Source organism: Mesorhizobium sp. M0159, from assembly GCF_040322295.1.
Taxonomy (GTDB): Bacteria; Pseudomonadota; Alphaproteobacteria; order Rhizobiales; family Rhizobiaceae; genus Mesorhizobium.
This window is the reverse complement of record NZ_JAMYTF010000047.1, coordinates 1-19,424: the sequence shown is the minus strand read 5'-3', so window position 1 is coordinate 19,424 and position 19,424 is coordinate 1. Positions and strand designations below refer to the sequence as shown.

The following is a 19,424-nucleotide window of genomic DNA, read 5'->3' as shown; positions in this document are numbered from 1 at the left end:
CCTCGACATGTCCGCGCGGTATTAGAGCTGGAACTCAGCCGAAAATTCAGCTCCATCAGGATGCAGCGTAAGCCGGGAGCTGCCCTTCAGGGTGTGGCGGAACGCTGCCTCCAGGACGCGGGAGCCGTAGCCGGTGCGGCCGGCGCTGGTTATGATCGGGCAACGTTCCCGCCAGCGAAACATTACACGCGTCGCGCCCCCTTCGCCCGCCTGCACCGTCCATTGAATGTCAACTCGCCCCTCAGGCGAAGCAAACGCGCCATGCTTGACTGCGTTGGTGGTGAGTTCGTGAACGGCCATTGCGAATGCCTGGACCGCATCTTGCGGTAGCGCGATTGCGGGGCCGTCGAGATTGAAATTCCCACCTTCCCGTCCGCCATGCGCCTGCAGCTCCAGCCGCAGAATCTCGGACATATCAACACTTCCCCTCGGCGCGCGCACCAACAGATCCTGCGTGCGTGCCATGGCACCGAGCCTGCTCTCGAAGGCTCGGCCGAATTCCTCAAGCGAACCGCTGTCGCGCAGTGTTCGTCTTACCAGCGCATCGACGGTGGTGAGGACGTTCTTTATCCGGTGATGGAGCTCGCCAACCTGCGTTTCCCGCTCCTTCTCCATGCGGCGCTGCTCGGTGACGTCGCGGATCGCCAGCAGTATGAGGTCGAGGTGGTCGAGGCGTCGCCCGTTGAGGAGCATGACGCGGCGGCCGACGTGCTCAAAATCATGCTCCACTTCCACATCATCGAAGGCGTTGTTGTTGGGCAGGACGTTCTCAAGCAGCTCTCTCAGACGCGGGATGTCCCATTGCCGATTGCCGAGCTCGTAGATCAGCCGCCCCTTAGTGTCGTCAGGAGACACCTGGAAGGCGTCATAGAAGGGCCGGTTGGCGCGAACCACCTTCAGGTCCCAATCGAGCACCAGGAGCGCCTCCCGGGTACTGTCGATCAGCTTTTCCCCGAACTCGACGTAGCCTTCGAGTTCGAACCGGGCCTGTTCGGTCTCGGTGCGATCTGAGATGACCAAAAGGATCAGTTCAGGGCGGTCGCCCTCGGGCGGCAGCCGCCTCGCGTTCAGGATCATGATCCTTTTGCCGATCTCCGGGAACTTATGCTCTAGCCGGTAGTGCTCCACTACCGACTGCTGCGGCAGGATCTCTTCCAGGAGCCGACGGAGCTCGGGGATATTCCACTGGCCATTGCCGAGTTCGTAGAGCAGGCGCCCGCGGGTCTCTTCGGTGTCGACCTTGAACAGCGTATAGAACGCCGAATTGGCTTCCTCGACCGTAAGGTCGTCTCTTAGGACCAGCAGCGGCTGATCCATTGTCTGCAGGATCGCTTCGGCAAGGCCAGTTGAACCGAGATTGTACAACCGGGGTGGCCTGCTTTCCCCCGAGGATTTTTGGTTGCCCATTCGTTACAATGAACAGCAGATTGAGCTAGAGTCCAGTTGGTAGCTCCTTGTGAGCCCCATTTGATCGGAAACAGAAGGAATGGCCTCTTTCTAACGTCAACCGGTCTGCGGCGCGCGCAGCCAGAAAGTCGGCTCGCCGGCCAACCGCGACGAAGAACGCTCCGCGGCTGTACGGCAGAACGAATCCTTCGGCCGGCTCGGTCGCGCCATGCGCGGACGTCTGCAGTGGACTCACTGAAGATCGCGATCCGGCCTCTTCTCGGATGTTTGCCCAGCAAGATCAGGCGAATTGATGATCCATTTCCTGACAGCGATCCCACGAGAATGTCGTGATCAAAAGCTACCAGGAACGGGATCAACATTGGTTGGATCGGGTGGGCCGCGATGTTGGACGTGCACTGCGGATTTCGGGCGGAATACACGTTTCGCTGCGCCCATGTGATTCCTTGATCCGTTTCCAACGAGGTTCCCCTGCCGCTGGTTTCCGACCGATCAGGCTGGCCGCGGTTTGTAAAAGCGGCACCAGCCATCAGGGCTGATTTCGCCCGCAACGATCTCGCATGCATTCGGCTCCAGGAAATGGGCGCACCCTGCGCAGCGGCGACCTTTGTCTGGAACATCCTGATAGAGTGCCTGCGTTATTCCGGCGCCACGCGCCGCAGGCTGGCCCGTCATGCAGGAAGCAAGCCCGCCTCCACCGGCATGGCGACGCCGGTCATCGATACCTTCAGAAACTTCCGACGAGACAGCGTCTGGCTTGGCACACTGTGTGCCGACCAGCGATTTGCCTCACTACGATCACCGTTCATAACCTTTCCTCCCAATCGACATCCGAGGAACGCCGACGCCGTCAAGTGCTGGGTCAAATCGACTTGAGGTACTCGATCAGATCACTCTTTTCCTGATCGGTCAGATCAAGGCCCAGATGGTCGTCATAATGCTTGATGACGTCATTGAGGGTGGCGAACCGCCCGTCGTGGTAGAAACCGCCCTTGTGGATTTTTTCCGTGTTCCAAAGTGCACGCAACGATGCCGTCCTGTAACGCTCGTCCGGGGATCGCATCGCCTGGAAATCGTCGATCCCGATCTCATCGGCCGTATGCAGGTTCCATCCCGGCTCGGTGAATAGTGGCGGCACGTGGCAAGTGCCGCATTTGGCCTTGTCGTTGAAAAGTGCCTCGCCTTTCTCCGCCGCCGCACCGTCGAAGGCGCCCTCGGGCGGCTTCGGGGTCGGCAGCGAAAGCTGATAGAAGTGAAGCGCCGGCAGCTTCGCCGTGATCCGGTCTTCCTCGTCCTGCTTGTGGCCCTGTTTCGTTCTCGCTGCCACCGGATACTTCTCTGTATCGTCCAGGCGCGGATCGTAGAAAACGCCTTTGCCGTGCATTTCGAGATTGCCGACATAGGCGTTCCAGTAGCTCACCGTGCCCCAGGCTCCGGTCCATGTATGGTTGTTCACGCCGGCCAATCCGAAGGCGGGTGGATTGAGCGTGGCGGCCGTCTTGCCGTCCGGCCGGAATGCCTTGCCGTCGAGGTTCAGTTCAGCATCGAATTTGCCAGGGCCCCATGCTTCCACCGCCTTCTTCACCTCCGCTTCGGATATCTGCAGCATTTCGGTGAACGCCGTGAGGTCAGGCGCCAATGCAACGACAGCGCCTATATTGAGGTCGCGGTTCGGCCAGCCGTCCAGCCTATGCCCGATGCCTGGCGCATATGCGTCGTCAACAGTCGAATGGCACACGGCACATTGTATGCCGACCGAAGTCAGCGTCTTTCCGTCCTCGGCGAAGAACCCGGTGACCCCGACAACGGCATTGGCTTTGAGCAGGAGAAGCGTGCTTGCAGGATCGGTAAGGTCGACCTCACCTTTGTCGAGAGCTGCAGCCACGTCCTTCGGAATTGCATTGACATCGACCTTGAGGCCAAGTTCGAGAGCCATTTCCGGGCTGAGGCCAGGTCCGACCCCGCCCAGTTTCTCCCCGGCGATCGCCTCATGGAGCTTGAGCTTGCCGCCCCAAAACTCCTCGCTACCAAAGGTATCGAAACGGAAAGTCTCGCGACCTTCCTTGAGATATCGCTTGGCCTGTTCGGCCGTGGCGGCGTCAAAATCCTTTCCACTGGCCGATCCTTTTGCGCCCGTCTGGGCAGCGGCCGGAATCAAAGCCGCGGAGACCAGAATGACCAGGGAGACACCAATACGATTGAACCGTGCTGACACTGCCTTGTCCTCCCGAACATTGTTTTCCAGTTGGTCTACCCGTTCGGCGTCCCGATTGCGTGGCTACCGAATCTGGCTGACAATATTGGATGACCGAACCGTCAAAACGTTCCCGCGTCCGGCGCGAAGACCGATCGATCGATAGAGCATGGACCTTCTGCCGGCATGGGAGAGAGAAGGCGCAGAAAGACCTTCCGTCACGCAGTCAGGCTGGAAAACGAAGGCGATCTATAACGGTGTCGATTAGTCGCTCGCAGCGTCGGCCCTTGAAGGGGAAGGCATTGAGCAGCACGGGGCCAATCTGCTCGTCTAGCTCTTGGCGAAGGAGACGGCGAGCGCGATGGAGCCGCGTCCGCACTGTCTCGGGACGCACGCCGAGCAGTTCCGCTGTCTCGTCATTAGAGAGTCCTTCGATTGCTCGGGCAATAAGAACAACGCGGTAGGCGGGGGGCAGCCTATCGGTTGCCTGTTCGACCAAGCTCAGGATTTGTCGTTGCGCCACCGTTCGCTCTGCGTCCCCGGAATGCTTGTCGAGAGCAAACTGTATGACTTCGGCATTGGCCCGTGCCGCGGATTTTGCAAAAGCTGCCGCGCGACGACTCCTTCGCAAGCGTCCTAATGCCTCGTTGACGACGATCCTGCAGAGCCATGTCGACAATGCCGATTCTCCTCGAAACTCGGCAAAGTGGGCGAAGGCGTTGACATAGGCTTCCTGAACGATGTCCTCGGCTTCGCTGTCGTCGTCGGCCAATCCACGCGCGATACGGTAGAGGCGCTGGTTGTGCATCTGCATGATGGTTCGTAATGCGTCCGCGTCGCGCGCCAACGCGCGGCGGACCAGTTCCACATCCTTGGAATTGCGCCCGTCATCGCCCCTGTCGATGCGTGGGTCGGACATGACAACTTATCTAATCACCAATTCGGTGCCGTCACAGCAAAAAAGGTCCTAGTCGACTCTTTCATCAGTGGAAGGCAACAGGCAATCAAACACAGCGGCGAGAAGCCAAGCCGACGGCGCCTATCATGCCGACAATGCTATGACGCTTCATTACCCGCCCTCCAAGCACAGCGTCCATCAAATGCCGGGTTTCCGGCTAAGAGCAGTCATACGCGCTTCTAGGAAATGAAGGTCGCCTTCGGGTCACGAGCGCTGGTTGGGCCCAATGTCCGGTTTCTGGAAGGAAAATGGGTCCCGGAAGGTCAGGATTGGGTCCATGAGTGTGAGTTCAACGAGGGCGAGCGAACTTCCGCTTAGGGTAAAGCCACCAGGACAGCTTCAGGCGGAGCCATCACCTTCAGCACCGCTTCGTGTCGTACTGCTGGCTGGAGACGCCCCTCGTTGACGGGCACGGCCGGCCTTCGCCTTACGGCCGCGCCAGCCGCGATCCGAACGGACGAAGGCTTCCAGCATGTGCGGAATCAGGGCTGCGGCGTCCACGGGTTCGTAGAGCCGGCTGTGTTCGGCTGCATACTGGTCGAGTTCCTCCTTGAGCGGTTCCGACAGGGAGATGGTCATGCGGACGACGCCAACCTTCGGCAGCCGACCGAGCCTCAGATCCGGCATGGTTCACCTCCTGCTTGTGAGACAAAGACATGTTGACTGTTCAGATAATCGACATAGGCAACGAGGTCGCGATGAACGGCGGCAGGCAGTTCGACGGTGATCTTGACCAGACGGTCATCGGGAATGGCAGAAAGTTTCAGCTTGGTCATGATGGATCCTTTGGCGTGCCGTAAGGCACAAGAAGAAGGTCGCGATTGACAATCACGCGAACCGGGAAACCGGGCCGCACGGTGAGCGTAGGCTGGACATTGAGCTGATTGCGCACGAGCTGCTGGCCAATATCGGAGGCCGAATCCTGCGCGCTTTCGCGGATGGCCTTGGCGATTTCGCTTTCGTCGTCGCTGGACCCAAGCGATGTCCCAATGCCCAGCAACGTCGAGAGTGCTGCGGCCCGGAACATCTGGCCCCAATGACGGTCGACCTCGTCCTCCAGCCCGGAAAATCCTTCAGCGTCTGCGCCCTGCTGGCGCTCCAGCACGATCGAGGTGCCGTCAGGCATGATCAGCCGGTTCCAGACCAGCAGCACGCGCGACTGGCCGAAGGCGACGTGGCTGTCGTACTGGCCGATCAGCCGTGCACCCTGCGGGATCAGAAGGTATGAGCCCGTTGGGCTGTCGTAGACATTTTCCGTGACCTGAGCGGTGATCTCGCCGGGCAGGTCGGAGCGGATGCCGGTGATAAGGGCAGCTGGAATGACGCTGCCGGCTTGCACCACATGGGGCGAGGCCTTCTCGGCGAGCCGATTGGGGCTGACTGTGCGACGGTCTGGCTCGGCATTGACGAAGGCCAGCTTGCGATCCTGCACGTTTTGCGCGGCGCCAGGATCGATCGGTGGCGACCCCGGCGGCGGAGTCAGACCAGATTGGGTGACCGGTTCTATGACTCTGGTGCCAGCATCCTGTCGTGCGGGACCAGGTCTCGAGTTCGTATCGGTGAAGAGCTTCGCCACGCGTGCGGCCTCGATCTCGGCCAGTCGGCGCTGCTCCTCCGGATCTGCGCGCGGTCCACTGACGTTGGACGCCCCAATCGGCTGGCCGCGCTCCTGCGCACGCAAGATCGGCCGGCCCAAATCGCCAGGCAGCGCGGGGCCGAGTTGCGGAACACCGGCATAGTCCTTCGGCAGCTTCTGTAGCCCGTCGGCCGTTGAGCGGTTTTCGGTGGTGAAGAGCTCGGGCGGCTGTTCGGTTCCGCGCTCTCTGGTGTCGAGCGCCCAAATCAACGTGCCGAGGATCGCAGCGCTGGCAACTCCACCAACGCCTATCAGCACCTTGCGCGACAGTCGCGTGACCCTGGCCGGTTCGGGCCGAAGGCGCAGTTCCGCTCGAATGTCCTGGTTGGGTGCATTTGCAGGGTCGCTCATCGGAACAGCCTCGTGCTGGGCGAGGTTCGTTTGCCGTCCGTGCGCACGATGCGGACGCGCTTTTCGCTTGTTTTGTCACCGAGCCTCAATTCAGCGGCGGCAAACAGCCGATCAACGACGTAGTAGTTCTGGCGAGCACGGTAGTTGACCAGCTCCGAGCCGCCCGATGGGCCGATGACAAAGAGCGGCGGCATTTCACCTTGCCCTATGCCCGACGGGAACTCGATGTAGACTTTTGCACCGTCATCGAAGGCGCGAAGCGGCCGCCAGGGTGCGGCATCGCCCTCGATGCGGTAGCGGAAATTCAGTTTCTGGAGGTCGACGCCGGTCGCGACCGGCTTTGCGGCGGAAGCCTGCGCATTCTGGCGCCGCAGCGCAATCAGTTGGTCCTGCGGATACTGCCAGGAGACGGAGGCCATGTAGGTCTTTTCGGTCGAGCGGAGCTCGAGATGATAGGTGCGGCGGTCGCTATTTATGACCAGGTTGGTCTGGAGGTCTGGCCGTGTCGGCTTCACAAGAATATGGACCTGCTGGCGCTCCCCTGCCCCACTTTGCGTATCGCCGATGATCCAGCGCACTGTGTCACCGGCGGCGACTGGCCCGGAGCCGACAAGCTGCTCGCCGGGCTGCAAGGCGATGTCGGTGACCTGGCCGGGTGCGGCGTAGACCTGGTAGAGCGCGCCCTCACTCCAGGGATAGAGCTGGATGGCATTGACGAAACCGTCGCGAACCGGCTGCATGCGCGCGGCCTCGTTCGCCTGGCTGATCCGCTGCTTCGGATCGGCTGGCTCCGGCTTCACCTTCGTAGCGTCGACTGGTTTCAACTGACCAGGCAGCGGAAGCGGTTTCGGCACTTCCACCACTTTGACCGGACCAGGCGGGTCGACCCTGCGCACGGCAGGCACCGCATCGTCGTAGGCGATTTCCGGCGGAATGTATTTCTTCGATGCACAGCCGGCGAGCGCCGTTGCCGACAGCAGTGCCAGGGCAAGCCTACGTGCCTTGGGCGCATTGTGCGTGGCCGGTCTCGCCGATGTTCTTGTTGGTGCTGCACGCATCATGAAAACTCCTTCGACCAGCTGATGGCGTTGACATAGACGCCAAGCGGATTGACTTTGAGCCGGTCAGCGTCGCGGGGTTGCTGAATCACGATTGTGAGGATTGCGGTCCAGCGCTCGGTGCCGGCCAGGTTGCCGTTCTCGTAGCGGCGCTCGATCCAGGCGACGCGGAAAGAATCCGGCGAAGCACGGATGACGCTGGAAACCTCGATGGCGATCTGGAGTTTGCCCAATTTGGCAAACGGGTCGTTCAAGCGAGCGTAATCATTGAGGGAAATGGCGCCGCGGTCTGTGGTGTAATCGTAGGCGCGCAGCCAGTTTTGGCGGACGATGACCGGGTCGGCCGGAATGCTTCTGACCTCTTCGATGAAGCGGGCCAGATGCCAGGCGATCTGCGGATCGGTCGGCCGATAGTCGGCAATGGCCGGGGCGACAAGCTGCGCCTCGCCAAACTTGTCGACCTGAACCACCCAAGGAATCACCGAACCGCGCGTCGATTGCCAGACCAATGCGGATGCAAAACCGCCGGCCAGGACGAGCGAGCCGAAGGCCATCAGCCGCCAGTTTTTCGCCTGGACGCGAGCCGAGCCGATGCGCTCGTCCCAAATCTGGGCTGCACGCTGATATGGCGTCTCAGGGTGAGGCGTTTTTCCGTAACGAACAAAAGGGCGTCTAAAGGGGGTCATCGGCGGTCGTCCTGATCGAGGGAAACATTCATTGAGCCGCCGCCATCATCGCTCGAATGAACTGAATGCGCGGCGATGCTGGCGCCATGGCTCATGGCCTGGCCGCGCTTCATGCGTTTTGCCCATGCGGGCGGGGCGTCGGCACTGGTTTGGGTGGTCGACCAGTCACCGGAGGAAGCCGTTCGCGACGATCGCTCTCCACTCGTCGTAGCCCAAGCTGCCAAGCGGGCGGCCTCGTAGCTATCGGACAGGGCTGACGCGGCGCGCGACATTGCCTGCTTGACGGGTTGAACGGCAGCGCTGGCACCAGCCTTTGCGACACCCGCCATGCCGGCGGCGATTGAGCCTGCACCACCTCTTCCAGACGTGGCTGCGGCGAGTTCCCAGGCGGCCGAAGTGCTGCCGGCCAGATGCGCGCCACTACGTGCGGCGGCTGCCGACATGCGCCCGCCTGCACTGAGCCCGCCTGCTGCGCCGCCTATTGCGGCGCGGGCGCCCATAGCGCCGGCTACGCCAAGGCCACCAACGGCGAGGCTCGTGCCAACAGCGGCACCTGCGCCCAGTTGCGGAGCACCCGAAACCAGCCCCGTCGCGATGCCTGGACCGAAGATCGACAGGCCCATCAGCGACAATGCGCCGAGAACAAGCGACAGCGCATCGGTGATCGTCGGTTGTTCGGCACCAAAGCCTTGAGTGAACTCGCCGAACAGGCCCGAGCCGATGCCGACGATGACGGCGAGCACCAGGATTTTCACGCCGGAGGCAACGATGTTGCCGAGCACTTTTTCAGCGAGGAAGGCGGTCCGGTTGAACAGCGCAAAAGGGATCAGCACGAAGCCGGCAAGCGTCGTCAGCTTGAATTCGACCAGCGTGACGAAGATCTGTACGGCGAGAACAAAGAACGCAATCAGCACGATCGCCCAAGCAATCATCAGGACCACGATCTGAACAAAATTCTCGAAGAACGAGACGTAGCCCATCAACTGGCTGGCGGCTTCGAGGATTGGATTGCCGGCATCGACGCCGACCTGCGCGACGCGGCCCGGCTGCAGCAGTGCGGCGCCCGATAGTGCCGAACCTCCCGCCTTCAGACCGAGCCCGGAAAAGCTCTCGAAGACGATCCCGGCCAGACGATTGAAGTTGCCGATGATGAAGGCAAAGAAGCCGATATAGAGCGTCTTTTTCATCAGTCGGTGCAGGACGTCCTCATCCGCACCCCAAGCCCAGAACAGGCCGGCAATCGTGATGTCGATGACGATCAAAGTGGAGGTGAGGAATGCGACCTCGCCGCTGAGCAGCCCGAAGCCAGAATCGATATAGCGGGTAAAGGTCTCCAGGAAGCGATCGATCACGCCGGTGTCGTTCATGGCGCCACCGTTTCCGGATGCAGCCGGTCTTCCGCGCGAGGCGGAGTTGGCGGTTGGAGCGGCAGCATTCGGCTCTGGTCCTTTTCGATCCACGGAGCCGCGTTTGGCGCGATGGGGCGGAGGGATGGTTGCAGGAAGCGTCGGCGGCTTTCCGCCCAGGCTCTCCTGCAGGCTTCGTCGTCAACGGCCGCCATGCCGATGGCCCGGCATCGGGCAAGCTCGACCTTAGCCGGCTCGCCGCCCGGATATGCGGAGCGCGGGGAGGACGCGTCGTGCGAGCCGTCGCCGCGCAGCGCCATGGAGGCGGCGGTCATGGCGGTGCCAAGGGCAAGAACGGCTGCTATCCGGGCGGCGATCTTGAGATCCATGCGATTCTCGCCTCAGTCGTGGAACATTTTTACCGATGACGGGCTGTAACTGCTGCCCGTCATGAAACGGCTGAACTGTTCGCGTGCCTGCTCCTGCGCGGCCGCCCGCCTCGCCTGCTCAAGGGCTTCGGCTCGCCCTTGTGCGGCCAGCATCGCAGTGAGATCGGCAACTTGCTTGGCTTGCACGGCGAGGAGCTGGTTGCCGGCCTGCGTTGCCTGAAGCACGCCGACGGCCGACTGGCTGGCACCGACCAGCGCACTCGTCTGCTCTTGTGTCCCGGCGATGTTGTCGACCGCGACGGCGCCGGTTTTCAGCGAATGCTCAAAGGCAGACACCGAGGTCTGCCATCGTTGACGCGCGCCGTTGACAAGCTGCTGGCTGGAGAGATCCGAACCGAAATTCTTGTAAGCGGAGGTAAACTGGCTCTCGATGTCCTGGACGCTGTAGGCCAGCTTCTCGGCCTCGCCGAGCAGGCTCTTCATCTCGGAAAAATTGCCCTCGATCTGGCCAAGCAGCGAGGTCGGCAGCGACGTGAGATTCTTCGCCTGGTTGATCAGCATCTGCGCTTCGTTTTGCAGCGAGGTGATCTGGTTGTGGATCTGCTCCAGCGCACGCGATGCCGAAAGCAGGTTTTCGGCATAGTTCCTCGGATCGAACACGATCAGCGCCGATGCTGGTGCCGATGACAGCGCCATGGCGACGGCGATGGCGCCGGCTGCCGCCTTGCGACGGATTCGGCTGCCTGCAAGATTGGAATTCATGACGAAATCTCCTCTGTGGACTGGTCGATCACGTTGGTGAGACCTGGGATGAGGTCGGCCGCCCAGGAGAGACCGCGCTCCGCTAGCCAGGCCTCGAGGAAATGCTCTCGGCCGGCCTCGGCGATTGTCCGGTCGATCGCGGCCTGGTCTGATTTGGACGATGTGGCGCAGAGCGCCAGCGCGATCGGACCGAGTCCCAGTTCGAACAGACGGTTGCCGCGGCGGCTTTGACAGTAATAGTCGCGCTTCGGTATCGCCCGGGCGATGATCTCGATCTGACGATCGTTGAGACCAAAGCGTCGATAGATCTCGGCGATCTGCGGCTCGATAGCGCGCTCGTTCGGCAAGAACAGCCGCGTCTGGCAGCTTTCGACGATTGCCGGCGCGATTGGCGATCCGGCGATGTCGGAAAGCGACTGCGTGGCGAAGACCACGCTGGCGTTCTTCTTTCTCAGCGTCTTCAGCCATTCGCGCAGCTGGTCGGCGAAACCGCCATCGTCGAGCGCCAGCCAGCCCTCGTCGATGAGCAGCAGTGTCGGCCGGCCGTCCATCCTCTGCTCGATGCGGTGGAAAAGATAGGCAAGCACCGCGGGAGCAGCACCCGTGCCGATCAGGCCCTCGGTTTCGAACGCCTGGACGGAGGCTTCGCCGAGACGCTCATACTCGGCATCAAGCAGCCGGCCAAAAGCGCCGCCGATGCAGTAGGGACCAAGCGCCTGTTTCAGCGGCGAGGACTGCAGCAGCACGGACAGGCCAGTCAGTGTCCTCTCCTGGACTGGCGCAGACGCCAGCGACGTCAGCGCCGACCACAGATGTTCCTTGACCTGCGGCGTGATGGGCACGCCTTCGCGCAGTAGAATGTCGAAAAGCCAGTCGGCCGCCCAGGCCCGCTCCGGCGTATGATGGATGCGGGCAAGCGGCTGCAGCGACACGGTGTCAACGTCGTCCGACAGATCGGTCAAAGTCAGCAAGGGCAACGGATCGTCAGACCCCTGCCCGCTTGCGGTATCGCTTCCGAGATTGTGCCAGTCACCATTCATGGCGAGTATGGCCGCGCGGATTGAGCCGCCGAAATCAAAGGCAAAGACCCGGCTGTTTGCATAGCGCCGGAACTGAAGCGCGATCATCGCCAACAGGACCGACTTGCCGGCGCCCGTCGGGCCGATGACGAGGGTGTGGCCGACGTCTCCAACATGCAGGCTGAACCGGAACGGTGTGGCGCCCTCCGTTCTGGCGAAGAACAGCGGCGGCGCTCCAAGATGCTCGTTCTCGATCGGACCTGCCCAGACCGCGGAGAGTGGAATCGTGTGCGCGAGGTTGAGCGTGGAAAGCGGCGGCTGGCGAATATTGGCATAGACATGGCCAGGAATACCGCCCAGCCAAGCTTCGACAGCGTTGACGCCTTCGGCGATACAGGTGAAGTCCCTGCCCTGAATGATCTTTTCGACCAGACGCAGCTTTTCGCCGGCGATCGACGGATCGGCATCCCAGACCGAAACGGTGGCGGTGACATAAGCTTCGCCGATCTGGTCAGAGCCCAGGTCCTGGAGCGCCGCGTCCGCATCGGCCGCCTTGTTGGCGGCGTCCGTGTCGACGAGAACGGATGCCTCGTTGGTCATCACCTCTTTGAGGATCGCGGCGACGGATTTCCGCTTCGCGAACCACTGACGGCGTATCTTCGTCACCAACTTGGTCGCGTCGGTCTTGTCCAGCATGATCGCCCGCGTCGACCAGCGGTAGGAGAAGGCAAGGCGATTAAGATCGTCGAGAATCCCCGGGAAGGTCATCGTCGGAAACCCGGTGATGGTGAGTGTGCGCAGACGCGCATCGCCAAGCCTCGGCTCTAACCCGCCGGCCAACGGCTGATCGACAAGCAGAGCATCGAGATGCATCGGCGTTTCTGGCACGCGAACGCGATGCCGCTTGGTCGAAATGGTTGAGTGTAAGTAACTCAGCGTCTCTCCGTCATCGAGCCAGTCAGCTTCGGGAACGAAGCCCTCGATGAGGTTGAGCACGCGGTCGGTGCGGTCGACAAAAATCTTCAGGAGCTCCCAAGGATCGACGCCGGTCTTTTCCCGGCCTTCGTAGAGCCAACTCTCCATGCGCGACGCTTCCTCGGCCGGAGGCAGCCACACGACGGTGAGGAAGTAGCTGCTTTCAAACAGCACACCGGAGTCTTCGAACTGTTCGCGACGCTCGATGTCGAGAAGTGCGGATGCGCAATCCGGGAACCGGCTGTCTGGGTAGCCGCTGGCAGGATTGCGCTGGGCTTCGACAAAAAGTGCCCAGCCGGAGCCGAGCCGGCGCAGCGCGCCGTTGAGCCGCGCGGTCGTGCCGACGAGCTCCGCCCGCGTCGCGGAGTCCAGATCCGGCCCGCGAAAACGCGCCGTCCGTTGAAAACTGCCGTCCTTGTTGAGCACCACGCCCGGCGCTACCAGGGCAGCCCACGGCAGATAATCGACGAGGCTGGCACTCTTCTTTCGATATTCCGCGAGGTTCATCATGGCGAAACCTCAACATCCGAAATGCACGGGATAGCGCAGGTGGCGGCGAACCACATCGACGAATTGCGCATCGCGCTTTGCCGCCCAGACGGCCACGAGATGTCCGACCGCCCAGATGATGAGCCCCGCGATCCACAAGCGAAGCCCCAATCCAATCGCGCCGGCCAGCGTGCCGTTGGCGATGGCGACCGCACGCGGCGCGCCGCCGAGCAGGATCGGTTCGGTGAGCGCGCGATGCACCGGCGCGAAAAAGCCACGGATCTCCTCATCCATCAGATCAGAGCTCCGCCACCGAAGGAGAAAAAGGACAGAAAGAACGAACTTGCCGCGAAAGCGATCGACAGCCCGAAGACGATCTGGATCAGCCGGCGAAATCCGCCTGACGTGTCGCCGAAGGCGAGCGACAAACCGGTGATGATGATGATGATCACCGCCACGATCTTGGCGACAGGCCCCTCGATTGACTCAAGGATTTGCTGAAGCGGCTCCTCCCAGGGCATGGAGGAACCGGCAGCATGGGCGGGCGCAATCGTCATGATCGCGGCGGTCGCCGCATACGACAGCTCCACGGCAAGTTTGCGGATAGCCGATGAATTGAAGCGGATCTGGGTCATTCTGAAGCTCCATAGGGAGAGTGGCGATTCACGGTCGTTGTGGTCTCGAAATTTGCTTCCAGGGTGCGGTAGTCGCCGGTGGCCGGATCGAGCCCGTCGACCAGGGCGATCTCGACGAGCCGGCGCGCTGAGCCGCGGCCAGCGAGAACTGCGATGAGATCTATGGTTTCGCCAATCAGTGCGCGCGGAACCGTAATGACCACCTCCTGCACGAGCTGCTCCAGTCGCCGCAGTGCGCCAATGGCAGAATTGGCGTGGATGGTGCCGATGCCGCCGGGATGGCCAGTGCCCCAGGCCTTCAACAGATCGAGCGCTTCCGCACCGCGTACCTCGCCGATCGGAATGCGATCGGGCCGAAGGCGTAACGACGACTTCACCAGATCGGAAAGCGAGGCGACACCGTCCTTGGTGCGCAGCGCCACAAGATTGGGCGCAGCACACTGCAGCTCTCGCGTATCCTCGATCAGCACGACGCGGTCGGCGGTTTTAGCGACCTCCGCCAGCAACGCGTTCACGAGCGTGGTCTTGCCCGTCGACGTGCCGCCGGCCACCAGCACGTTCTTCCGTGTCTTCACGGCAAGCTGCAGGACGCCAGCCTGGGCTTCGGTCATGATGCCGGCGGCGACATAGTCTTGAAGCGTGAACACCGCGACTGCCGGCTTGCGGATGGCGAAGGTTGGCGCCGTGACAACAGGCGGCAACAGACCCTCGAACCGTTCGCCGGTCCCGGGCAGTTCAGCCGAAACGCGCGGCGAGCCCGAATGCACCTCCGCACCGACATGGTGCGCGACCAGCCTGACGATCCGTTCGCCGTCTGCCGCGATCAGTATTTCATTGCTTGCAGCGAGTCCTTCGCTGAGATGGTCAACCCACAGGCGACCGTCGGGATTGAGCATCACCTCGACAATGGCTGGATCGTCAAGGAAGCCGGCGATCGCCGGGCCGAGGGCGGTGCGCAGCATGCGCGCGCCGCGCGATACCGCTCCCTTGCTGGCATGATGGTTGGTCGCCATGCGGGTCCCCGTTTCTCGCCACGAACTGGTTCTTGCCGCGGTCGGGGATCATTAGAAAAGGCAGGAGCGCCGGCCTTGCAACAAGCAAAGCCGGCGATCGTGGAATAACGTGCAGAGACTTGCGAAATGCGGCCGCGACCGCGATAGCTCAGCAACCCGGTGCCCGACTGGCCATCTCCGCTCCAGCAGAACATCCGGCTATATCTAGGGCCGCAAGCGAAGCCCGATTGGGAAGTCATTCTTGGCATCGACGTTCCAAGGATCGGCTCGACGTGCATGTTTTGCCGTCCGGCGAGGCGTTCTCGGTGGGTATGACCATGCCGGGGTGGAGGATCTGGTTCGGCGATTGGCAGCCCTTTCGCCGGCCGTTGTCGGATTGGAGTCGACAGGCAGCTTCGAGAGACTGGCGGTCGCCGCCTTGGCAGGCAACGGCCTGGCGATTGTCATGATCAATCCGGCGCGGGTGTAGGCGAGGCTAGCAGGTATGTTGAGGAGCCTAGAGAACTATGGTGGAAATTGCCAGAAAGGTAGATTTTTGGAGTTTCTCGTGTCCCTGAATATCAAAAATCCGGCCACCGTTGCTCTCGCCGATGAACTCGCACGCCGCCAGGGTATCAGTAAGACAGCAGCCATCCATCAAGCCCTTAGCGAGCGCTTGCATCGCTTGGGCTTTGGAGAGACCGCTCAGGAGCGTCTGCTGGCAGAATTGCGCGCCATCCGAGAAAGAGTGGCACGATTGCCTGAACTGGATACTCGCAGCGACGAGGAGATCATCGGGTATGACGAGCATGGAATCCCTAACTGATGGTGATCGATACCTCAGCTGTTGTAGCGATCCTTCGGAGCGAGCCTGAGGCAGCAAGGCTGGAACGAGCGCTGGTCTCCGACCCAATCCGACTGGTCCCGGCAACCGGGGTGCCCGAGGCACGCATGGTGCTGGTCAGCAGGCGCGGGCGAACACGCATTGGCCGAGATCGATCTTTGGCTGCGCAATATCGAGGCCGACATCATTCCTGTCGACTCCGAATTGGTTGATCTGGCGACCCAGGGTTGGCTGACCTACGGCAAAGGCCACCACCCGGCGGCGCTGAATTTTGCCGATTTCCTGTCCTATGCTTTGGCAAAGCGTGCAGACGAACCGCTGCTTTTCATCGGCAAAGACTTCTCCCAAACGAATATCGAACCGGCATGAGCACGAGACTCTAGGATCATCGGCTGTCTCCAGCTTGAACCCTGTAATAGCGCCAATTAGTTTCGATCCTGTCGGCTGGGCCTGCATCAAGGGGGTCGTGCCAATTGGTCCCAAAGCAGAGCAAGCTGGCGTCTTTCGTCCCTCCGATCTGGCGCTGCTGGGCCGCGTCTTCGATCGGTTGGAAGTTGAGGGCCAATCCAGCCGGCCAACATGTCGCTCAGACATTCACGGCCGCGGCGCTGCTTGTGCGAACAAATGATGGGCCTCGTCGAAAACGGCCCTTGGGAGGACCCGAAGCTCGCTTGCTTCGTAGGGGAGATGCTCGAGATACTGCGTCGTCAGCCGGGCAACCACTTGCGCTTGGGCCAGGTCGCGACGGCGCTTGATTGGCTCGCGATCAGCTCGTTTTGAGACCCAGAATTTGTGGGCGGCAAAAATACGCGGATCGGGTGCCACGAGCCGTAACGGTCCGCCTTTTTCATCGATGGCGATTGCTTCGAAAGCAGGGGCATTTTCCAACCATGCCAGGCCGGCGATCTCGGCGGCCACCAATTCGTCGTCAGCCTTCCCGATAGTTTCCCGGCTCGGCTTCCACGCCGGGTTTGCGAGCGGTTTGATCAGATCGACGAGATATCCGTCGCGGTTCACCGCGCGGAATGTGGCGGATGAACGCTCGAAAGACCGATCGACCTTGCGCAAAAGGTTGATGAGCGCTCCATCTTCGACGTTGGCGCCAGACATGATCCTGAGGGACTGGCGCGAGTCCATGAGAAGATCGATATCTTGCGTCGATGTGATTCCGGGATCCACGAACACTCCGGCCGCCGCCTCATAGGCGTAGATCGCATTCGTGCCTGCAATACGAATGCCTTCCCCGAGAAGACCGGCGTTATCGATTGCTCTGATAATTCTTGCGGCGATCAGGGGAACACGCCCAAGCCGGAGCGCGCGATTGACAGCAGATTGGCGCTCCATCTGCTCCTGTCGCGCAGAGAGCGTTTCTTGGGCGGACGCGCGAGCTGCTTCCCAATCCGCCTTGACAGCTTCGCTCGCCGGCGAGCGCCGACCCTCTGCCTTTTGGTGTCGTACGCCAGCGGCGTCGTAGTAGCTTCGCATCAAATGGTCGATGCCGTTCACGGTGTGCCAGACGAGGGATCCCCGAAAGCTCTTCGCCTTCCTTTGGGCCTCTTTGAGCGCAATGAAACGTTGGTCGGAATTGACTTTTTCCCGACGCTGATCGTTATTTAATTCAACAAAATCAATCAATTCAACAGTTACCATACGTTTAGCTCAGAGCTGTTGCAAGACACAATAGGCGGCGGAGCGCGCGATTGCAACAGCTCTCACGTGATTCCACTTCGACTGTTGAAGTAACTGTATTAATTAAAAAATATGACAACGGAGCGGCTTTTCTACGGCAGCGCAGTCGAAGCAAAAGCGCCGCTCGAACGCGGCCTTCGCTGGTTTTATTCGATCCTAGACCGGGCCGGTGCAAACGGTCTGAGAAAGCTACCAAGATGGCGATGGTGGTCATTCGTCACCTCAAGCAGATCCGCTCGATTTGCAACTCCGCGGATGGCGTGACAAAGCTCCCTTTCCCCCGGCTTGGAAGTGCTTAGCTGTCGTCCCTATAAGACTTGGCGGCATTATCGATCTTACGCCAGTCGTTTCCGTGCCGCCGCACAAGCTCCCGCGCCTGGGCTGGCGATACACTTTGCGTTTCGACGAAGTGGTTCACTTCCGTCTCCTCGCTTTCAGGGGACGCGAACGAGGGCTCGTTGGCCGTCTGGCAATTGGGTTTTTGCATCTAGTCTGGGCATGAATGGACCTCTCCTGGAGCAAAATAAACGGTCCGGCGCGGCGAAGCTTTCCCACGCTAGCATTCAGCAGTTTCACCGATCGCCTCATTGGCTGCCCCTAGCGGCTCTGACCATACGTTCTGGTGCTCTTAGACCCAAATGAACTGCACCGCGTTGTTTGCGAGCAGTGCTGTGCTTCGCAATCTGATGGAAAAATCCGACGCCCCTGCTGCACCGCAGACAGTTCCTGGTGCCGAAGCGCGCTTTCCGTACGATCGAGCGGCGGTTGAGCGGTTTCGACAGGCATTCCCGCGCGCCAGGTGGAGTGACGAGCGCACAAGCTGGTTCGTGCCGGGAAAGACTGCCGCGCGGCGCATCCAGCGCTGGCTTGCGCAAGAGGCGGATCTACGAGTAGCACATGATGACAGCAAGGGACGAGACGCCTTCGCCTTCGATCCCCTGTCGAGCCGGTATCTGGAAGTCGCGGACGACCTGCGCATCCGCACGCCATATTCGCGGACGGTTCTCGAAGAACTGCGAGCCGTTCCATGGGCGAGCTGGGACGACGAACTGCGGGCCTGGAGGGTGCCTTTCCGCTCCTACGAGGAGTTGAGGCGCCATTGGCCAAGCATCGAAAGGGCCGCACGCCGCGCAGAACCGGAGGAGAGGAAACGGCGACGGGAAGCGTCCAAAGACTCCGAGGAATATAAAGCCGCCAGATTACGGTATGCCGAACGCAGGCGACGTCGCTATCCACTGCCCCCTGACGATTTACCCCAGCTTGGCCCTGCCGTGGCAACGGAGCAATACGGCGTCGTGGTCTTCACCGAGATTTCGGGCGAACTCGTCGCCTCGGAGCTAGCAGCGTTCTATCCGCATTTGATCGAGGCGAACGTCGCTATATCTGGGGCAGATGGCGTCCGGCGACCTTGACTGAATTGATTAGAACATGGCCCGCTCGGCGTGCTGCCGAGTTAACGGAACGGCAGCGAGGCTGGTGGCAACCAACGCTGCCCGAGCTCAGGATAGCTCGCCAAAAAGCCCGAAGCATGGCCCGAAGAAGGGCAAGGCTTGGGCCGCTTCCAGCGTCTGTCCGGTTGCTCTAGTGTTGAAATGTCAACCGATCGGAACCTTCCATGTGCAGCGATTGCGAACAACATATGAGCTGGCTGAACATTGCCCGATGATGGCGTCGCTGGCGTTGAAGATCGGGGCGCATGAAACCGAACTTGACCTGCCGTAGGCGCGCGACACCCGCATCAATGATCTGGCTCCAATAACCCGCGTGGCAGCTGAAGCCAGCGTCGGCGTTCTTCGAATTTACCGGACGAAGTACCCGAAGGCCAAGGATTCATTTTCGCTCTACGCTCCGCGTTTATGACCATCGCCGACCGAGAGGAAGTTCGCCGCTCCGCTGACACGGGGCTGGGCGGGGCGCGCCAAGGTCATCGCTGACTGTCAAACCATTTCTGCAGAATTTGACGCACACAAGGCCGATCCGAGGCCAACTGGGAG

At 61.2% G+C, this 19,424-nt stretch carries 17 protein-coding genes and 2 pseudogenes; 3 read left to right on the top strand and 16 right to left on the bottom strand.

Going from position 1 to position 19,424, the window contains the following annotated elements; translation table 11 throughout:
• Positions 1-21: 21 nt before the first annotated feature.
• The 15 genes from NKJ32_RS29065 to trbB form a co-directional block, all read right to left on the bottom strand.
• Complete coding sequence (locus NKJ32_RS29065) at positions 22-1,365, bottom strand: sensor histidine kinase (protein ID WP_352891720.1); 1,344 nt, start codon at positions 1,363-1,365, stop codon at positions 22-24.
• Positions 1,366-2,269: 904 nt separating this feature from the next.
• Entirely contained in the window at positions 2,270-3,622 is a 1,353-nt protein-coding gene (locus tag NKJ32_RS29060; RefSeq protein WP_352829632.1) for a hypothetical protein, read from the bottom strand.
• Between the two features lie 205 nt (positions 3,623-3,827).
• Complete coding sequence (locus NKJ32_RS29055) at positions 3,828-4,520, bottom strand: RNA polymerase sigma factor (protein WP_023679398.1); 693 nt, start codon at positions 4,518-4,520, stop codon at positions 3,828-3,830.
• Between the two features lie 378 nt (positions 4,521-4,898).
• Positions 4,899-5,186, bottom strand: a complete 288-nt coding sequence (locus tag NKJ32_RS29050) for a DUF2274 domain-containing protein (protein ID WP_352572196.1) — start codon at positions 5,184-5,186, stop codon at positions 4,899-4,901.
• Positions 5,174-5,335: a DUF2274 domain-containing protein gene (locus NKJ32_RS29045; protein ID WP_352829630.1), complete on the bottom strand. Its 162-nt coding sequence runs from the start codon at positions 5,333-5,335 to the stop codon at positions 5,174-5,176. The genes NKJ32_RS29050 and NKJ32_RS29045 overlap by 13 nt, the downstream gene beginning before the upstream one ends.
• Entirely contained in the window at positions 5,332-6,546 is a 1,215-nt protein-coding gene (locus tag NKJ32_RS29040; RefSeq protein ID WP_352829628.1) for a TraB/TrbI/VirB10 family type IV secretion system protein, read from the bottom strand. Before NKJ32_RS29040 ends, NKJ32_RS29045 begins: the two co-directional genes overlap by 4 nt.
• On the bottom strand, positions 6,543-7,607 hold the full coding sequence (gene trbG, locus NKJ32_RS29035; RefSeq protein ID WP_502902702.1) for a P-type conjugative transfer protein TrbG: 1,065 nt from the start codon (positions 7,605-7,607) through the stop codon (positions 6,543-6,545). Before trbG ends, NKJ32_RS29040 begins: the two co-directional genes overlap by 4 nt.
• Positions 7,604-8,290 (bottom strand): conjugal transfer protein TrbF, encoded by a 687-nt coding sequence (gene trbF, locus NKJ32_RS29030; RefSeq protein ID WP_352595167.1) that lies wholly within the window; start codon positions 8,288-8,290, stop codon positions 7,604-7,606. Before trbF ends, trbG begins: the two co-directional genes overlap by 4 nt.
• A complete protein-coding gene (gene trbL, locus NKJ32_RS29025; protein WP_352595170.1) occupies positions 8,287-9,657 on the bottom strand; it encodes a P-type conjugative transfer protein TrbL in 1,371 nt (456 codons plus the stop codon). The genes trbF and trbL overlap by 4 nt, the downstream gene beginning before the upstream one ends.
• On the bottom strand, positions 9,654-10,025 hold the full coding sequence (trbK-alt, locus tag NKJ32_RS29020) for a putative entry exclusion protein TrbK-alt (RefSeq protein WP_352595173.1): 372 nt from the start codon (positions 10,023-10,025) through the stop codon (positions 9,654-9,656). The genes trbL and trbK-alt overlap by 4 nt, the downstream gene beginning before the upstream one ends.
• 12 nt (positions 10,026-10,037) lie before the next feature.
• Positions 10,038-10,787 (bottom strand): P-type conjugative transfer protein TrbJ, encoded by a 750-nt coding sequence (trbJ, locus tag NKJ32_RS29015; RefSeq protein ID WP_352595174.1) that lies wholly within the window; start codon positions 10,785-10,787, stop codon positions 10,038-10,040.
• The gene (trbE, locus tag NKJ32_RS29010) at positions 10,784-13,291 is read right to left on the bottom strand and encodes a conjugal transfer protein TrbE (protein WP_352829625.1); all 2,508 of its coding nucleotides are present in this window, start codon (positions 13,289-13,291) and stop codon (positions 10,784-10,786) included. Before trbE ends, trbJ begins: the two co-directional genes overlap by 4 nt.
• Before the next feature lie 9 nt (positions 13,292-13,300).
• The gene (locus tag NKJ32_RS29005) at positions 13,301-13,564 is read right to left on the bottom strand and encodes a VirB3 family type IV secretion system protein (protein WP_352595179.1); all 264 of its coding nucleotides are present in this window, start codon (positions 13,562-13,564) and stop codon (positions 13,301-13,303) included.
• Positions 13,564-13,827 (bottom strand): TrbC/VirB2 family type IV secretion system protein, encoded by a 264-nt coding sequence (locus NKJ32_RS29000; RefSeq protein ID WP_352492921.1) that lies wholly within the window; start codon positions 13,825-13,827, stop codon positions 13,564-13,566. Before NKJ32_RS29000 ends, NKJ32_RS29005 begins: the two co-directional genes overlap by 1 nt.
• 74 nt (positions 13,828-13,901) lie before the next feature.
• Complete coding sequence (trbB, locus tag NKJ32_RS28995) at positions 13,902-14,918, bottom strand: P-type conjugative transfer ATPase TrbB (RefSeq protein ID WP_352829623.1); 1,017 nt, start codon at positions 14,916-14,918, stop codon at positions 13,902-13,904.
• Positions 14,919-15,465: 547 nt separating this feature from the next.
• Between trbB and NKJ32_RS28990 the strand changes: the two genes are divergently transcribed.
• Positions 15,466-15,723, top strand: a complete 258-nt coding sequence (locus NKJ32_RS28990) for a type II toxin-antitoxin system VapB family antitoxin (RefSeq protein WP_352502877.1) — start codon at positions 15,466-15,468, stop codon at positions 15,721-15,723.
• A pseudogene (locus tag NKJ32_RS28985) lies at positions 15,723-16,110 on the top strand (type II toxin-antitoxin system VapC family toxin). Before NKJ32_RS28990 ends, NKJ32_RS28985 begins: the two are co-directional and overlap by 1 nt.
• A gap of 225 nt (positions 16,111-16,335) precedes the next feature.
• Here the strand turns inward: NKJ32_RS28985 and NKJ32_RS28980 are convergent.
• Positions 16,336-17,391: a GSU2403 family nucleotidyltransferase fold protein gene (locus NKJ32_RS28980; protein ID WP_352595188.1), complete on the bottom strand. Its 1,056-nt coding sequence runs from the start codon at positions 17,389-17,391 to the stop codon at positions 16,336-16,338.
• 725 nt (positions 17,392-18,116) lie between these two features.
• Between NKJ32_RS28980 and NKJ32_RS28975 the strand changes: the two are divergent.
• A pseudogene (locus tag NKJ32_RS28975) lies at positions 18,117-19,015 on the top strand (hypothetical protein).
• Positions 19,016-19,424 lie beyond the last annotated feature (409 nt).

Coding starts and splice junctions, on each gene's coding strand:
- NKJ32_RS29050 (WP_352572196.1), bottom strand. CDS start 5,186: ATGCCGGATCTGAGGCTCGGTCGGCTGCCGAAGGTTGGCGTCGTCCGC.
- trbJ (WP_352595174.1), bottom strand. CDS start 10,787: ATGAATTCCAATCTTGCAGGCAGCCGAATCCGTCGCAAGGCGGCAGCC.
- NKJ32_RS29000 (WP_352492921.1), bottom strand. CDS start 13,827: ATGACGATTGCGCCCGCCCATGCTGCCGGTTCCTCCATGCCCTGGGAG.
- trbE (WP_352829625.1), bottom strand. CDS start 13,291: ATGATGAACCTCGCGGAATATCGAAAGAAGAGTGCCAGCCTCGTCGAT.
- NKJ32_RS29040 (WP_352829628.1), bottom strand. CDS start 6,546: ATGAGCGACCCTGCAAATGCACCCAACCAGGACATTCGAGCGGAACTG.
- NKJ32_RS29005 (WP_352595179.1), bottom strand. CDS start 13,564: ATGGATGAGGAGATCCGTGGCTTTTTCGCGCCGGTGCATCGCGCGCTC.
- trbG (WP_502902702.1), bottom strand. CDS start 7,607: ATGATGCGTGCAGCACCAACAAGAACATCGGCGAGACCGGCCACGCAC.
- trbF (WP_352595167.1), bottom strand. CDS start 8,290: ATGACCCCCTTTAGACGCCCTTTTGTTCGTTACGGAAAAACGCCTCAC.
- NKJ32_RS29045 (WP_352829630.1), bottom strand. CDS start 5,335: ATGACCAAGCTGAAACTTTCTGCCATTCCCGATGACCGTCTGGTCAAG.
- NKJ32_RS28980 (WP_352595188.1), bottom strand. CDS start 17,391: ATGGTAACTGTTGAATTGATTGATTTTGTTGAATTAAATAACGATCAG.
- NKJ32_RS29055 (WP_023679398.1), bottom strand. CDS start 4,520: ATGTCCGACCCACGCATCGACAGGGGCGATGACGGGCGCAATTCCAAG.
- trbB (WP_352829623.1), bottom strand. CDS start 14,918: ATGGCGACCAACCATCATGCCAGCAAGGGAGCGGTATCGCGCGGCGCG.
- trbL (WP_352595170.1), bottom strand. CDS start 9,657: ATGAACGACACCGGCGTGATCGATCGCTTCCTGGAGACCTTTACCCGC.
- trbK-alt (WP_352595173.1), bottom strand. CDS start 10,025: ATGGATCTCAAGATCGCCGCCCGGATAGCAGCCGTTCTTGCCCTTGGC.